General features: G+C 42.5%; 16 protein-coding genes. 13 read left to right on the top strand and 3 right to left on the bottom strand.

Going from position 1 to position 16,258, the window contains the following annotated elements; translation table 11 throughout:
• The first annotated feature begins 11 nt into the window (after positions 1-11).
• The 8 genes from HYN59_RS08370 to HYN59_RS08405 all read left to right on the top strand — a co-directional run bounded on the left by HYN59_RS08370 (position 12) and on the right by HYN59_RS08405 (position 9,443).
• Positions 12-236 carry an acyl carrier protein gene (locus HYN59_RS08370; RefSeq protein WP_108777840.1) on the top strand — a complete coding sequence of 75 codons (225 nt, stop codon included), beginning with the start codon at positions 12-14 and terminating at the stop codon, positions 234-236.
• 2 nt (positions 237-238) lie between these two features.
• Positions 239-1,297: a 3-oxoacyl-ACP synthase III family protein gene (locus tag HYN59_RS08375; protein ID WP_108777841.1), complete on the top strand. Its 1,059-nt coding sequence runs from the start codon at positions 239-241 to the stop codon at positions 1,295-1,297.
• Positions 1,294-2,070, top strand: coding sequence for an SDR family NAD(P)-dependent oxidoreductase (locus tag HYN59_RS08380; RefSeq protein ID WP_108777842.1), 777 nt, complete (start codon positions 1,294-1,296; stop codon positions 2,068-2,070). Before HYN59_RS08375 ends, HYN59_RS08380 begins: the two co-directional genes overlap by 4 nt.
• A gap of 37 nt (positions 2,071-2,107) precedes the next feature.
• Positions 2,108-2,761: an acetyltransferase gene (locus HYN59_RS08385; protein WP_108777843.1), complete on the top strand. Its 654-nt coding sequence runs from the start codon at positions 2,108-2,110 to the stop codon at positions 2,759-2,761.
• 198 nt (positions 2,762-2,959) lie between these two features.
• The gene (locus HYN59_RS08390; RefSeq protein WP_108777844.1) at positions 2,960-4,090 is read left to right on the top strand and encodes a DegT/DnrJ/EryC1/StrS family aminotransferase; all 1,131 of its coding nucleotides are present in this window, start codon (positions 2,960-2,962) and stop codon (positions 4,088-4,090) included.
• A gap of 87 nt (positions 4,091-4,177) precedes the next feature.
• Positions 4,178-6,151, top strand: a complete 1,974-nt coding sequence (locus tag HYN59_RS08395) for a polysaccharide biosynthesis protein (RefSeq protein WP_425433075.1) — start codon at positions 4,178-4,180, stop codon at positions 6,149-6,151.
• Between the two features lie 115 nt (positions 6,152-6,266).
• Positions 6,267-7,034 (top strand): polysaccharide biosynthesis/export family protein, encoded by a 768-nt coding sequence (locus tag HYN59_RS08400; protein WP_108777846.1) that lies wholly within the window; start codon positions 6,267-6,269, stop codon positions 7,032-7,034.
• A gap of 9 nt (positions 7,035-7,043) precedes the next feature.
• Complete coding sequence (locus HYN59_RS08405; protein WP_108779679.1) at positions 7,044-9,443, top strand: GumC family protein; 2,400 nt, start codon at positions 7,044-7,046, stop codon at positions 9,441-9,443.
• 34 nt (positions 9,444-9,477) lie between these two features.
• Here the strand turns inward: HYN59_RS08405 and HYN59_RS08410 are convergent, their stop codons facing one another.
• From HYN59_RS08410 to HYN59_RS08420, 3 genes are all read right to left on the bottom strand, one after another.
• A complete protein-coding gene (locus HYN59_RS08410) occupies positions 9,478-10,215 on the bottom strand; it encodes a tyrosine-protein phosphatase (protein WP_219928802.1) in 738 nt (245 codons plus the stop codon).
• 67 nt (positions 10,216-10,282) lie between these two features.
• Positions 10,283-11,416: a lipoprotein N-acyltransferase Lnb domain-containing protein gene (locus HYN59_RS08415; RefSeq protein WP_108777847.1), complete on the bottom strand. Its 1,134-nt coding sequence runs from the start codon at positions 11,414-11,416 to the stop codon at positions 10,283-10,285.
• A 12-nt stretch (positions 11,417-11,428) separates the two neighbouring features.
• Entirely contained in the window at positions 11,429-12,502 is a 1,074-nt protein-coding gene (locus HYN59_RS08420; RefSeq protein WP_483866656.1) for a putative type IX sorting system protein PorV2, read from the bottom strand.
• 101 nt (positions 12,503-12,603) lie between these two features.
• Here HYN59_RS08420 and HYN59_RS08425 point away from each other — a divergent pair, with 101 nt between their 5' ends.
• From HYN59_RS08425 to HYN59_RS08445, 5 genes are all read left to right on the top strand, one after another.
• Positions 12,604-13,353 carry a CDP-alcohol phosphatidyltransferase family protein gene (locus HYN59_RS08425; protein WP_108777849.1) on the top strand — a complete coding sequence of 250 codons (750 nt, stop codon included), beginning with the start codon at positions 12,604-12,606 and terminating at the stop codon, positions 13,351-13,353.
• A 3-nt stretch (positions 13,354-13,356) separates the two neighbouring features.
• Positions 13,357-14,220, top strand: coding sequence for a glycoside hydrolase family 25 protein (locus HYN59_RS08430; protein ID WP_108777850.1), 864 nt, complete (start codon positions 13,357-13,359; stop codon positions 14,218-14,220).
• A 233-nt stretch (positions 14,221-14,453) separates the two neighbouring features.
• On the top strand, positions 14,454-14,987 hold the full coding sequence (locus HYN59_RS08435) for a hypothetical protein (RefSeq protein ID WP_146185893.1): 534 nt from the start codon (positions 14,454-14,456) through the stop codon (positions 14,985-14,987).
• Between the two features lie 43 nt (positions 14,988-15,030).
• Complete coding sequence (locus tag HYN59_RS08440) at positions 15,031-15,429, top strand: 2-dehydro-3-deoxyphosphooctonate aldolase (RefSeq protein WP_108777852.1); 399 nt, start codon at positions 15,031-15,033, stop codon at positions 15,427-15,429.
• 65 nt (positions 15,430-15,494) lie between these two features.
• On the top strand, positions 15,495-16,256 hold the full coding sequence (locus HYN59_RS08445; RefSeq protein ID WP_108777853.1) for a hypothetical protein: 762 nt from the start codon (positions 15,495-15,497) through the stop codon (positions 16,254-16,256).
• Positions 16,257-16,258 lie beyond the last annotated feature (2 nt).

A 16,258-nucleotide genomic window follows, 5' to 3' on the forward strand; every position in this document is an offset into this window, starting at 1 on the left:
TAGAAACGGATATGGAAGATAAGTTTATTGATGCGCTGAAAGAAGCGCTGGAGATGGAAGACCAGGAAATTAATTTTGATGATAATTTCAGGGATTATGATACATGGGATTCGCTTTCAAGGCTATCGCTTATAGCGGTACTCGACAGTGAGTTCGACGTCCAGATCGAGGATGCTAAATTCGCAAAATTAATTACCGTAAGGGATTTGTATAATGCTGTAGTTCCAACCGAATAAATATGGCTTTACTTGAATTTAAAAATATTGGGATTACGGGAATGGCAGCAGCCGTTCCTAAAAACGTGATTAATAACTACGAATACACCCAATATTTTCCTGCTGAAGATGTTAAGGATATCGTAGACAAAGTAGGCATATTCGAAAGAAGGTTTGCCGAAGAAGGCACCTGCGCTTCCGACCTTTGCTTCCACGCTGCAGAAAAGCTTATCGCCGATATGCAGATCGACAAATCGGAGATCGATGTGCTGGTTTTCGTATCGCAGACCGCCGACTACCGTATGCCTGCAACTGCTATCATTTTGCAGGACAGGCTTGGCCTTAATAAAAGCACCATAGCATTCGACGTAAGCCTTGGTTGTTCCGGGTTCGTATACGGACTTTCTATCGTATACAGCTTTATGCAGCAACAAGGCCTGAGGAAAGCGCTTTTACTTGATGGCGAAACACGCTCGAGGGTGTATAGCCCGAAAGACAGGAAAACGGCTTTCCTTTTTGGTGATGGTGGTATTGCTGCCATAATTGAAAAGAATGAAGCGTTTGGCCCAAGCTGGTTTTCGCTTAATTCAGACGGTTCCAAATCGTCGCTTATCAAGATGGATGCCGGCGGCTACCGCAACCCGAGCACGCCGGAAACCCTTGCAGAAAAAGTAGTTGACGAGTATGGCAACATCCGTTCGGATGAGCATGGCTATATGAATGGCGCCGATGTATTTAATTTTGTTTTGGCCGAAATACCAAAGGATATAAAGAACACGCTGGCTTTCTCCGGAAAAGACACCTCCGCGCTCGACTTTTTTGTATTCCACCAGGCAAATAATTACATGAACGAGTATTTGCAGAAAAAACTGAAGCTGGAAGCAGAAAAAGTGCCGTCTTCTGTAGCAAAATTCGGCAATACATCGTCCGTGTCGATACCGCTTACTATGGTGTCGGAACTTCAGGGCAAGCTGGAAGGCGAAAAGGAATTATACCTTTGCGGCTTCGGGGTAGGCATGTCGTGGGCTTCGGCCATAATAAAAACCAAAGACTGCCATATAAGCGACTTAGTTGAAGTATGATGAATACCGACCTTAATGCGTTTGCATTAGAAAATAAAAATATAATAGTTACCGGCGCCACTTCGGGCATCGGGAAGCAGATAGCCATTTTATGCAGCAGGCTCGGCGCAACCGTTATCCTGTTAGGCAGGAATAAAGAGCGCCTCGACGAGACCGTTGCAGCGCTAACCACTCATGAAAAACATATCGCCTTTAGCATCGATATCAACGATTTTGATGCCGTAGCCGATGTGGTGAAGGAAGTAGTGGCCCAAAAAGGCAAAATACACGGATTGGTAAACTGCGCTGGCGTTTCGCCTACCATCCCCTTCCGTACCTTATCGGTACAGAAGATGCAGGAGGTTTTCAGTACCAATGTGGTAGCTGCCATGAACCTCGCCAAGATTGTATGCAAGCCGGCCAACATTGCCGCTGAGGGCGGAAGCATTGTTTTCATAGCTTCGGTTATGGGCTCTGTGGGCGAAGTAGGCAAGTCATTATACGGCATGAGCAAAGGCGCACTGATAGCCGGTGCCAAATCGCTGGCTGTAGAATATGGCGCTAAAAAAATACGCTTCAATGCTATTTCACCGGGAGTTGTTGTGACACCGATGTCAATGTCTTCCGAATACAGCAAAGATGCCGATAAGCTCAGTTATGTTACCGGGCTTCATCCGCTTGGCCTTGGCCAGCCTGAGGATATTGCGCAGGGAACGGCATTTCTTCTGTCCGATGCCTCAAGGTGGATCACCGGTGCCGACCTGAAGATTGACGGGGGCTACACCGCACAATAGCCATTTCTTACACAAACCAAAACCTTTTTATACTACCATGATCCGGATCATTATAATAGGAGCAGGCGGGCATGCCGCAGAGATTGACGAATATATTGCTTACGCCAATAAATTGAATGGCATCCAGGATTATATTGTAGCCGGTTTTATTGACGACAATAAAAACAGCTACGATGCCTATTCGTTTTCAGGGCCTTTCCTGGGTGATATACAAAGCCATGTTGTAGATAAGGATGCAAAGTATATCATGGGCATTGCCAACCTGGCATTCAGGAAAAAAATTACAGAAGATTTTCTTGAGAGGGGAGCCTCATTCCTTACATTCATACACCCGCTGGCCTATGTTTCGCAATCGGCGAAAATAGGAGACGGCGTAGTTATGGGCCCTTATGTAAATGTAGGCCCTAATGTTGTGATAGGTAATTACACGCTTATAAATTCGAGGGCCAGCATGGGCCACGATACAAAGGTGGGCGATTATAACTTTATAAGCCCCAACGTTTGTTTCTCAGGATTTACGACAATAGGCGACGGGAACCTGTTCGGGATAAATTCAGCTTCCATACCTAAAGTGACTATAGGGAATGGAAATAAGATAGCCGCCGGTATGATTATAGACCGCGACATTGAAGATGATACTACTTATTTCCATCGCTTCAAAGAAAAAGTCCTGGCGATACCAAAAACATAACATGTAGTTGATATTTAATTATTGCAGCTTTTTGTGCTGCCTTTATTTTATTATTCATTTTTGGCCGATAATTTGGCAAGCGCCCTGAGGCGCTAAAAAATCAGGTATTGGCAGGATTATGTTATTATAATATTATAATCAAAAAAGGCTTACAAATTTGCATTACATTTGTTTCACAATTTGAATTAACCTATTCTGATGGCAGAAAATAAAATATGGCTCTCGTCTCCGCACATGGGTGGGACCGAGCAAAAATATGTTCAGGAAGCTTTTGATACCAACTGGGTAGCGCCTCTTGGGCCTAATGTTACCGGTTTTGAACAGGACCTTGAGAAATACCTTAAACAGGATGTTCATGTTGCTGCGTTAAGCTCCGGCACTGCAGCTATACATCTTGCGCTGGTTTTGTTAGGCATAAAACCGGGAGATGAGGTGATATGCCAGAGTATGACTTTCTCAGCATCGGCCAACCCGATCATGTATGTAGGCGCAACGCCTGTATTTGTGGACAGCGAGCCGGAAACATGGAATATGTGCCCTAAATCGCTTGAAGAAGCTGTCGCAGACCGTATCAAACAAGGAAAAAAACCGAAGGCGATAATTGGTGTACATCTTTACGGAATGCCATTTAAAGCCGATGAAATAAAGGTTATTGCGGCAAAGTACGACATCCCGGTGGTAGAAGACAGTGCCGAAGCATTGGGCAGTACCTATAAAGGGCAGAAATGCGGTACTTTTGGAGATATAGCGATCTTGTCTTTCAATGGGAATAAAATTATCACAACCTCCGGCGGGGGTGCGCTTGTAGCTAAAGACAAGGCAATGAAAGACAAAACAGTCTTTTTGTCTACACAGGCAAGGGACAACGCCCCGCACTACCAGCACAGCGAAGTTGGGTATAATTACAGGATGAGCAATATATGTGCCGGCATTGGCCGCGGGCAGATGGAAGTGTTAGAAAAGCATATTGGCCTGAGAAGGGAAATGAACCAGTTCTATGCCGATTTATTTAAAGATAATGAGCATGTCACCGTGTTTAGCGAACCTGGCAGCGATTACAAATCGAATCATTGGTTAAGCGCCATCCTTGTAGACCCTAAGAGCGGCAAAACGCGCGAAGACCTTAGGCTGGAGCTTGAAAAACACAATATAGAGTCGCGCCCGTTGTGGAAGCCAATGCACATGCAGCCAATCTTTGAGGGTTATCCTTATTACGGAGGCAATGTAGCGGAAAACCTTTTTGAAAATGGATTATGCCTTCCGTCGGGATCAAACCTTGTTTCTGAAGATAAAGAAAGGATAGCAAATGTCCTTAATTCATTTTTTTAAGATTTTTTTCTTGTTTAAAATGCCAATTGTAGCAGAATTGCTATATTTATGCTGCATTATACATAAATGACTGAATAAAGATTAATTGTGAGTAAGAAAGTTAAAAAGAACCTAGCCGGAGCGATGAACCACGCGCTCAATAATACCAAGTTGTGGCATACTGTCAACAATTTAGGTTATCTGCCCCGTTGGATCATACTTATGATAGATTTGCTTGTAATCTCTATTACAGGGCTTTTGACTTATTTAGTGATTCACAGGACGGGCGTATTGTATATAAAGCCAGACCTTTATGTTATAAGCATTCCGGTTTACCTGTTCGTCAGCCTGCTTTCTTTCAGGGCATTCAGGACGTATTCGGGTATTATACGGCACTCGTCCTATATTGATGCCGTAAAAATATTCTTCTCACAATTTACTTCGGCCACTTTACTGCTGGCCTTCAACAGTATCTACAAATCTACTACCGGCGATTTGCTGTACCTCAATATCGGGTTGTTTATCAATGCGATATTCTCGTTTACCAGCCTTTTCATTTACAGGGTATTGATAAAGCAGTTCTTTGAGAACTACCTGAATTCGTCAAAATCCCAAAACCTTGTAAAGGCTATCATATACGGTACAGATGCCAACGCCATAGCGGTTGCGAATGCGTTGAAGTCTGAAATACCGACAAGGTTCAAGCTTGTGGGCTTTGTAGACAAATACAGCCAGAACAAATCCAAGATGATCCTTGGCCTTCCGATATTGCAGCATAAGAAAAGGATTTCTGTACTGATGCGTATCTTTAAGGCCGAAGCGCTTATCATTGCCGACAAAAGCCTTTCTAAAGACGAGAAGCTGGCTATTGTAGATGAGTGCCTTGAATTCAACTACAAAGTATATACCGTTCCTTTGATTACCGACTGGGAAGACCAGAAAGAAATATCCAAAAAGGTTAAGAATTTCCAGATTCAGGATCTTTTGGAAAGAAAGCCTATCGTTCTTGACAACAACATGATCTCTGCCCAGCTTAAGGGTAAAACGGTTTTGATCACCGGTGCGGCTGGCTCAATAGGCAGTGAGATCGTGAGGCAGGTGATACAATTTAGCCCTACCAACGTAATCATGCTGGACCAGGCCGAAACGCCGCTCCACCATCTTTCGCTGGAAATGCAGAAGGCGGATACTAACAGCCATATTTGCTCGGTGATTTCCGATGTCAGGAACAAAGCAGCCTTGAATGAAGTGTTTAAAAAATACCGCCCGGATGTAGTTTACCATGCAGCCGCCTATAAGCACGTGCCGCTCATGGAAGAAAACCCGGCCCAGGCGATATTCGTAAATGTGCTTGGTACCAAAAATGTTGCCGACCTTTCGTGCGAATACAAGGTAGACAGCTTTGTAATGGTATCTACCGATAAAGCCGTAAACCCAAGCAATGTAATGGGGGCTAGCAAGCGAATTGCCGAGAAGTACGTTCAGGCCCTTCATAACAAGCTGTCTTCAGAAGGGACTTCCAAAATTAAATTCATTACTACACGTTTCGGTAACGTATTGGGTTCTAACGGTTCTGTTGTGCCTTTGTTTACTAAGCAGATAGAAAACGGCGGCCCTATAACGCTCACACACCCTGATATCATCCGTTATTTCATGACGATACCCGAAGCCTGCCAGCTTGTGCTTGAAGCAGGAGCCATGGGCAGGGGAGGTGAAATTTATATTTTCGACATGGGCAAGCCGGTAAAAATTATAGACCTTGCCAAAAAAATGATCAGGCTGGCCGGATTTATTCCGGATAAGGATATTGAAATTAAGATAGTAGGCCTTCGTCCGGGAGAAAAGCTTTACGAAGAGCTTCTTAATGACACAGCAAAAACCCTTCCAACGCACCATGAAAAGATTATGATTGCGCAGGAGATCTTTGAAGACTTTAGTGAATTGGGGGAGATGACCGAAAATCTGATCAATACTGCAGAGAGTTATTCCAGTGAGGATATTGTTATGAAAATGAAACAGATAGTTCCGGAATTTATAAGCATGAATTCCGATTTTGCTTCCCTTGACCAAAAAGCGGTTTAGGGTAACTATTTATGGAAATTTAATTATTTGCTAATAATAAAAAATTATCTTTGCGCAGATTTTTTGCAAAATTCATCGGTAGAGGCCGAGTTGAATATTCACTAATTTTTTTCAAATGTTAAAAAAAGTAATTGTTTTTCTTACCCTGGCGCTGCTTTTAACGTCTTGTGCATCCAGTAAAAAGATCTTGTATTTGAATAATGCAGGCAAGGAGGCCGAATTTGAAGCATTAAAATATGCTAATATAATCCAGCCGGATGACAACGTCCTTATCACAGTTACCGCCGATGAGCCAACCCTGGCAGCTCAGTTTAACATGATGTATCTGTCTCTCCAGAGTAGTGGACTGAATAATGCCAACAACAGTAGCGCGCTTACAACATACCTTGTTGACCAGAATGGTGAAATCGATTTTCCGGGCCTTGGTAAAATTAAACTGGCAGGATTAACCCGCGTTGATGCTGAAGTTAAGATCAAAGACTTGTTAGTGAAGCATATAGCCAACCCCGGCGTGAATTTAAGGATAATGAATTTCAAGGTATCTGTCCTTGGTGAAGTTTTAAGGCCCGGGCAGATCCAGATCGGAAGCGACAGGGCTACTATTCTTGAAGCTATAAGCATGGCAGGCGACCTCACCATTTATGGCAAGAGGAAAGAGGTAATGATTATTAGGGAAAAACAAGGCGTAAAATCTATTAATTATGTTGACCTTACGGATGTGAACCTTGTTAATAGCCCTTTTTACTACCTTTCCCAAAACGATATAGTGTATGTTAAACCAAATCAGACAAGGGTAAATTCTTCTGTTGTAGGGCCTAACCTTACCTTGGGTATATCTGCTATTTCACTTTTGGTTACTATAATTGCCCTAAGCACAAGATAATATATGGAAATGCGTAACGAACAAGAGATTTTAGAAAGCTCTGATCTGAATTTTAAACTAAAAGACACTTTTTTCAGGTATTTGTCAAAATGGCCATGGTTCGTAATAAGCGTTGCTGTTGCCCTTTCGCTGGCTTTTATTTATTTACGATACAGTGTTCCTAAATATAGCGCCTCTGCAATCATCCTGGTAAAAGATGATAAAAAAGGCGGGATGGTTTCTGAGCTTGCCGCGTTAAGTGAAATGGACATGATGAGCGGTATCAAAAGTACCGTAGATAATGAGATTGAAGTTATCAAGTCAAGGACAATTACCGAATTTGCAATAAAAGATCTTGAGCTGAATATACATTATACAAAGGAAGGTACTGTAAAAACGCTCGATTTGTATAAGTCATCCCCTGTAAAAGTAATTTTAGCAAATAGGGATGCCATAAGGCAGCCGGGCCAATACAAGATCGAATTTAAGGGAGGTGATAAATTTACACTTCACGACGGAGAGGATAATAAGATCGGGGTTTATAAGTTTGGTGAATCTATAAAAAGCAGGACTGGCGACTTTACTGTGATCAACCAGTCTTCCGGTAAAGAAAAATTCACGGTATCTGTTTACATAGAGCCAATTGCCCAGACAACACAGAATTTTCAGAACAGGCTTACAGTCGAGTTGATAAACGAGAAGACGAGTGTTGTTAAATTAACAATTGTTGATGCGGTAAAAGAGCGTGCCGAGGATTTTCTTAATGCTGTAATCAGTAACTACAATCGCGATGCAATTGCCGATAAAAACATGGTTTTTAAAAATACGGCTAATTTCATTGATGACCGCCTGGAGCTTATTACTTCTGAGTTGGGTGATGTAGAAAAAAGTGGCGAAAATTATAAAAAGAATAATGGTGTAACCGATATAATCTCAGAAGCAGGTATTTTCCTTCAGAATGCTACCGAATTTGAAAAAGAATATATTGAGACCGAAACACAGTTAAGGATAGTAGCTTCATTAAAGGATTATGTAAAGACTTCAAAAAAGACAGATCTTATTCCGGATAATGTCCTTGCCAGCACTACCGAAAACGGAAGTACTACGCCGATGCTCATAACGGAGTATAATGACCTGATGCTTAAAAGGAACAGGCTTATTGAAAGTGCGGGTCCCGAAAATAAAGTTATGATGCAGACAGATGCCCAATTGGCGGCATTAAAGGAAAATGTTATATCTAACTTAGACAGGCTAAAGAATAGCCTTGAAATAAAGAAGAAAGACCTTATTGCACAACAGCGAAAGCTGGGAGGTAAGATCTCCAGTGTGCCTACACAGGAGAGGGAGTATAAATCGATCGTGCGCCAGCAGAATCTAAAAGAAGCATTGTATATCTACCTTTTACAGAAGAGGGAAGAAACCGCAATATCCCTGGCATCTACAGCTCCTAACGCCAAGATAATAGATAGCGCCCTGGCACTAAACATCCCGGTGTCGCCTAAAACAAAAGTTATTTACCTGGCAGCATTGTTCTTAGGATTGTTCATACCGTTTGGTGTCATATATATAATTGACCTTCTTGATTCTAAAATACACAGCCAAAGGGATCTTGAAAAGCTTTCAGTGCCGTTTTTGGGTGACGTTCCGAGGTTTGAAACAGAAACCAATGAGCTTGTTAATATCCACAGCAGGTCGAGTACGGCTGAGTCGCTCAGGATCATCAGGACCAACCTTGAGTTTATGCTTAGTGGTGTAGCAAAAGATACTGCCAAAACAATCTTTGTAACATCTACAATACCTAAAGAGGGTAAGACATTTATCTCTGTCAACCTTGCATCGACTATTGCCTTGTCAGGTAAGAAAGTACTGCTTGTCGGCCTTGATATCAGGAACCCTAAGCTGGATGAATATATCGCATTGCCGTCAAAAGGTATTACCAACTTCCTTTCGTCAGGTGATACGGATATCCTTCCTTACATTATAAATGTTGAAGGTTTTGATAATCTCTTCATATTGCCTCCGGGTATCGTTCCGCCGAACCCTGCGGAACTACTGATGAGCCCTAAAGTAGAGAAGATGTTTAACGATCTTAAGGCTGAATACGATTACATTGTGGTGGATACGGCCCCTGTAAGCCTTGTGACAGATACAATCATCATTGCGAATTTTGCAGACTGTTTTGTTTACGTTGTCCGTGCGAACCACCTCGATAAGCGCATGCTTGCACTGCCGGAATCGCTATACAAAGAAGGCAAGCTTCCTAACATGTCGACTATTCTTAATGACACGCACCAAAACAAAGGCTACGGCTATGGTTATGGCTACGGTTACGGCTACGGATATGGTTACGGCTATGGCTACGGTTACGGTTATGGGCAGGATGTCAAAAAGCCTAAAACATGGAGAGAGAAATTATTCGGGAAGAAATAATCTGACCGTACAGTATAGAAAACAAATTCCCTTTTTACTCGCTAAAAAGGGAATTGTTGTTTAGGGCCTTTATCAAATTATCAGTTTGTTTCAGAAGGACAGGGTTTTTGAACGCTTCGGTGTGGCGTTCATGGTGAACGTCTGAGCCTGCAAAATCGATCATATTGTTATCAAGTAGCTTTTTGCAGATATCGAACACAGGTCTCCCATAGTATCCTGTTACCGACAGCAGGTTTATCTGGAAGAGGCAACCTGCTCTTTTTAATTTCTTGTATTCTTCTTCTTTAAAATGATAGAACATATAGCGTTCAGGATGCGCCAGTACAGGTTTGTAGCCGGCAAGCTGTAGCTCGAAAATCACATCATACAACTGCATAGGCGGGTTCAGGTACGACATCTCCACCAATACATAGTTATCTTTAAGCGTCAGTAGTTCTTCGGCCTTAAGCAGTTTCTGGAATGTATCGTCAATAAGGTATTCGGCAGCGGCCTTAAATGGATTCGTAATATCTTTCTTTCCCAAAAAATCTTTTGTAGAAGCCTCTTTTGTTGTGATGCCCTGCTTAGTATTGTTCCATACCCCCGTTAGTACGTGCGGGGTTGTTATGAACTGCGAAAAGCCATATCCTTTAAGGGTATTGATAAGCGTAAGGGAGTTTTCCTCATCTGTTGCGCCGTCATCAATGCCGGGAAGCAGGTGGGAATGTATATCGACATAGCCATCGGGGATAAGGTCGGCGAGCCGGGTTTTGGGCTTATTGAATAAAAACAAGGCGATTCGGTTTTAATTACCCCACAAAAATAGAATAAAACACGGTTCAAATAGCGGCAAGGCAATATTAAATTTTAACATTTGACTGCCTGACATCTTTCAACACCTTTAGTAAAACCACAACGGTAACCGCGATGAGTGGCAGCATCATGATAAGGTGCGGCTTGTTTACCATCAGTCCAAGGTAAATGGCAATACATACCAGGCATATGTAAGATGTCGCAATAGCGGCTTTTTGTTTTTTAGTGAAAATAAAAACAAGCAGCACCAGGAAAAATGGATTGAAAAGTAACGCATTATAATTCTGCAATAATTCCGAATGCAGGGAGATCATCCCCATGAAACAGAAAAGCAGGCCCAACAGTCCTGTGATAGCAAGGTACGACCTCCTTACAAGCGCTTTGCGGGAAGCCGTAATCATTAAAAGCAGGCATAGCGCGGCATAGGTGTAGAAGTTGTTCCATACTGAGATCCTTTTCTCCGCAGTACTTTTATAAATAGTTATGGCAGGCTGTGCCAAATGCCCGTCAGCTGTTTTTGTGTTGGCAAGGCCCTGCATAAGCTGGTCCGGCAGGAAAAGCCTGTCCATTTCCTTATCGGTCTTATAGCCAAAAAGCAGGTTGATGCCCAGGCTTTCGTAAAAACTGTTATTAAGGCGCTCAAAAATAATACGGCGGTTGGTTTTTCCCTTATCCGAATTCTCCATCGAAATTTTATTGGGAGCATATTTATTAATGAGGTCGCCCGCCATTGTAGTGCAGTTACGGTCTATGAATTTATAGGTATAAAAGCGCTTGTCTGACTGAAGTGTTTCCTGCAATTCCGTAGCGATCTGCTGTTTTTGCGCCGTGGTAAGGTTAAGCTCCTGCTCAAAAACGTCGCGGTTGTAATATTTATAGGTGTATACAAAGTCCTCATAAGAGCTTGTGGATAGCATATACTGAAGGTCGCCTTTTACAAACTTCAGGTAGAAATTAGGCGTATTAAAATCGAATGTCCCGTAATTGCATACCACATCTATACCATTAATCGGGTCAAAGATCCGTATGGCGGTATGGCCGAAAACGGAGTAAAGTTCTTCTCCGGGGCCGCAGGTAAGCAAAGTTATTTTTGCCTGGTCCGACAACCGGTTTTGTGCAAATGCATTGAAGGATAGCGGTAAGAGCAGCAGGAGGGAAGCGAGTAAGGCTTTGAGTCGCATTGATGGTAGTTTTTAGCGCCTAAAGATACCTAAATCTACTTTAAGTGAAAAGATATTAGAGTATAATGCAGCGCTTTGGTCGCCGATGTCTGTCAGGGCATAATCTACGGCGATGCCCCTGTATTTGAAGCCGAGCCCGATGTTCGGCTGGAAACTCAGCGACTGCGAATTATCCAGCGCCTGTACGTTCTGGAAATTGCCAACGCCGCCCCTTAGGTACACCAGGTCGATATAGCCGAACTCAAACCCTATCGCAGGGTCGATACTCACGGCTTCGGTAGAAACAATATCATTGGTCTGCGCAAATTGCATGTTCAGGTTAGCTGCTGCCAAAATGCTGTAATCGTTGTGGATCATGAATTTTTTAGACATCCCCAATTGTGCTTTTGGCAGCGTGATCTCAGTAGTTGCAGGCAGCTCCTGGTTTTGTCCGGGAATGGCATTGCTGATGTCTCTATAGGCATCTTCATCAATTGCCCATGTATTGTACGTCGTGGTGATGTCGCGCAGCATCAGCCCGAACATCCAGTCGTCCTTATTTACGTACTGGAAGCCGAGGTCAAACCCAAAGCCCCAGGAGTTGGCAAATTTACCTATCGTCCTGCGGATAACTTTTGCATTTACGCCATAGCTAAAGCCATCCAGCGGCATGTCGCGCGCATAGGAAATGGTAAATGCATAATCGGCAGTCGAGAAAAGGCTGATACGATTATAGTCGATATTCCCCTGGTTGTCTATAAGCTGTGTGGTGTTAAGGATATCATCCACCCCAAAACGGATCACCGAAAGCCCAAGGGCGCTGCGGTTATCCAGCGGCATGGCAAAAGCGGCGTAATCATATTGGGCAATATTGGCAAAATAGCTGGCATGCATCAGGGCAAGTTGCTTATCCTTTACCTTAAGTAGTCCGGCAGGGTTCCAGTAGCCTGAATTCACGTCGCCGGTATGGCCCGTAACAGCATTGCTCATACCCAGGGCGGCCGCATCAACCCCAATGCTCATAAACTCATTGGAATACTTTCTAACGGACTGGCTGTAAGTATAAACGGAAGTAAACAGAAAAAAAAGTAACGTTATCTTTCTCAAAGCTGTTATTTTGTGCAAATATGATATAAAATTCTCAATTACTAAACTCCATTTCTAACAACTTATTGTGTTAACTTTGTGCTATTAAAAATTTAGTGTCTATGGCTTTTAAGAAACATGTTCCTAATCTTATAACACTTTGTAACCTCGCATGCGGGCTCATTGCTCTTATCTGGGCATTCAACATGAATTACGAATATGCATTTGTATGGGTTTGCCTAGGGATATTTTTTGATTTCTGGGATGGTTTCTTTGCACGGATACTTAAAGTACAGAGTGCTGTGGGGCTCCAGCTCGACTCGCTTGCCGATATGGTAACCAGCGGCGTTGTACCGGGCCTTATCATGTTCCAGATGCTTGTAGGTATAGCCGATAACCAACAGGAACTGAACCTGAGCCCTGATAATTACTACCTTGGACTTTTCCCTTATGTAGGGTTTATTATAACACTGGCTTCCTGCTACAGGCTTGCCAAATTCAATGTTGATACGCGCCAGACAGATTCCTTTATAGGTTTGCCAACGCCGGCTAATGCACTGTTCATTACCAGCCTTGCCGTGATGACCGCTAAAGGTTCAACGCCGGAATTCATTGTTGACCTTTTAAGCAATCCCTATGTACTGGTAGGCATCAGTATTTTAAGCGCCTTTATGCTCAACGCAGAGATACCTCTGTTCTCACTTAAAGTAAAATATTTCAATTGGGAGACCAATAAGATCCAGATCATTTTCCTTGTGGTTTCGGTACTTATGTTGTTTTTCTTCCAGTACCTGGCCATCCCGCTCATTATCCTGTTTTATGTGCTGCTTTCGGCTATAACCAACAAGCTCACTACAAAAACCGCCTCATAGATAATGAAGCGCGTGCCGCCCAAAACTACGGTGAGAAAGGCGAAACCAAAGAAATCTGCTAAAAAAATAACTTCAGGGAAAATATTAAAGTATTCGTCCCTGATTTTGCTTGTGGCCTTCCTGGTTGCAGCTGTGTACCAATACCGTCATGGTGTATTATATTACCTTGGGTTTAAGACCAACAAGCGAATTGAATCACTGACAAAGGAAGAACGCAGGATACAAGACCTTCGCATCTACGAGATACTCGCGCGTCATAAGGGCAAGGTATATGGTATCGATGTGTCGCATTACCAGGGGCGGATACTATGGGACAGCCTGAAGCAAAGTAAAGCCGAATTCCCTATGCAGTTCGTATTCATCCGTGCCACGGCAGGCAGCGATGTTGCCGATACCGAATACAGCCGCAACTGGGATGGCGCCAAAGCCAGTGGGCTTATCCGTGGAGCCTACCACTATTACCGGCCTGATGAAAACTCCGTAAAGCAGGCCGAAAATTTCATAAAAACAGTAAAACTTTCCAAAGGCGACCTCCCGCCGGTGCTCGATATCGAAAAGATCCCGGCGGGGCAGAGCATGGACAGCCTGAAAAGCGGCCTGAAGCGCTGGCTAACCAAAGTAGAGAAACATTATGGCGTAAAGCCAGTGCTCTATAGCGGTGAAAGCTTTTACACCGATTTTCTTAAAGAGGAGTTTGAGGGCTACAACCTTTGGATCGCCAATTACAATTTTTTTGAGGATGAGATCCATAAAGAATGGCTCTTCTGGCAGTTTACCGACAAGGCAAGCGTGGGTGGCATCGAAGGCCCCGTGGATGTGAATATTTATAATGGTACTATTGAAGATTTGAAGGGAATGGGAAAATAATTTTCCCTTTTCCCAACCATTTACTGCTTTATGTTATCTTATAATATAAGAACCTATTTTTAATATCCTGTAATATGCTATTACTCTCCAAATTCATTTTTATTTGCTTCGCGGTTTCATTTGCGGCATCTGCCCAAAGTAAGGTTTCACTTTCTATTTTATTCTGTAGGAGTGATGAAATTGTTCCACCATACCCCGCAAATGAGTTTTGGCTGTTCAGGAATGATTCGCTTATGAAACACTATGAAAATGTGGCGGCCGGAATTATCGGAGAATTTCCCGATGGAGATTATGCTATAGAGTACAAAACAATATTCGGTGTCAGGTCAGAACAATTTAAATTGAAATTTGAGAAGGACAGGTCAAACCTTCATGAACTCAAACTATGTGTTGACGATCTAAGCCCCGAACTAAGGGCCAAAACATCAGCACTATTTATCGATTTGCTTAAAGACGATGAGGAGATTGTAATTGACTATTCGTTTAGTGGATGTTTTGCCAGTGGCAAAGAATCAATGATAATTAAAAAGCACCGCGGCATATATTATATCCTCTATAAAGAAACAAAACGTAAACTGTTAGATAAGGAAGTATCGGCGTTAAGAGATATGGAGTTAGAACTTCGCAATTTGAGAAAAGCCGACTATGGATGTACTACCAATTCCAAAACTACGGTCACTTATAAAAGTGCCTCTATCTCATTTTCAGAACCTTGCGGATATTGGGAAGGTTATTATCGTATAAAAGGAATACTAGAGCTCGAATAAATTCCGTTTACTATAGATTAATTAATTTAAACCACACCATACTATGAAATCAAACATCCTTTATGCCTGTTTACTTTTTGTGATAATGGCATGCTCCACATCAAAAAACGGCCAGTCGGCACTTACTGCCGACGGCAAAGTAGCAGATGATTATGGCTATAGCCAAACCAATCCCATAAAAGTCGGTGGAGGTACAAACGGCCCTGCCAATGAGCACAGATACTTGCGCAGGCTTACTGGCCCTAATGGCGAATCTATTGCTTATGAAAGGCTGGGCAGCTGCTGTGCCTTCGAAACAAAGAACAGCCCTTTTGGAAGTGGAATGCTGGACCGTTATGAAATTGAAATTGATGGCGACCCCGAAAAGAAGATACTTTATATCAACATGTACGACGAAGGCAAGCTTTATGCCCCGAAAGGATTTTTATTGGATGGGAAATAACACTTGGCGGAATTCTTACAATCAAGATAGTTTATTATTCCCTGATAAGCAAAACTTGCATATATTTGGAGCTGCCTGTAAATAGCCATGCAGTTATTAAGCAAACAATAATGGAACAATTTAAGATAAGGAAAGACGGTTTCAAGGAAATAAGAAAAGCGCTGATTGTCAGGGGATTGTCTGTTGTGATTGTAGCGGTATTTGGCGCAGTTGCAATGAGCTATTTTGATAATAACTATCGGGACCAGGATGTAAATGTTTTGCCATTCGTGATTCCTTTACTGCTTGTAGCGGTTTGGTTTGCTCTCAACAAAGCCATTAAAAAGCAGAAAGAAATTTTCGAGAGCTATATACTTACTATTAATGATAATAGTATTGTCAGGGAAGCCTATAACACGCCAACGATAACTATTGCAAATGGAGAAGTGCGGGAAATTACCAGGGATAGTAAAGGCAACTACATTATAAAAGGAAATTCATCCCTAAGTCCTATTGCTATTCCGTCGCAAATAGAGAATAGTGAAAAATTTGAAGCACTGCTCAGCGAAATAAAGCCGATGTCTATAAAAACAAGGGAGCCGTTTTTTCAGAAGTTCCGCATACTGTTTCTAATTTTAACATTTGGCTTAATGGCTGGAGTTTATGTTCCTGAAAACAAGATAATTGTTGGTGTCTCAGGAATAATTTTACTTGCACTAATGGGATATTCCTCTTTTACGATACAAAAAAACAAGAATATTGACTATACCACTAAAAGAAAAATGTGGTGGGTATTAATAGTTGTTTTTTCAATAATAGGGATGATGTACATGAAGCTTACAGCGTGAAA

It is taken from the genome of Flavobacterium album (genome assembly GCF_003096035.1).
In the GTDB taxonomy this organism is placed as follows: domain Bacteria; phylum Bacteroidota; class Bacteroidia; order Flavobacteriales; family Flavobacteriaceae; genus Flavobacterium; species Flavobacterium album.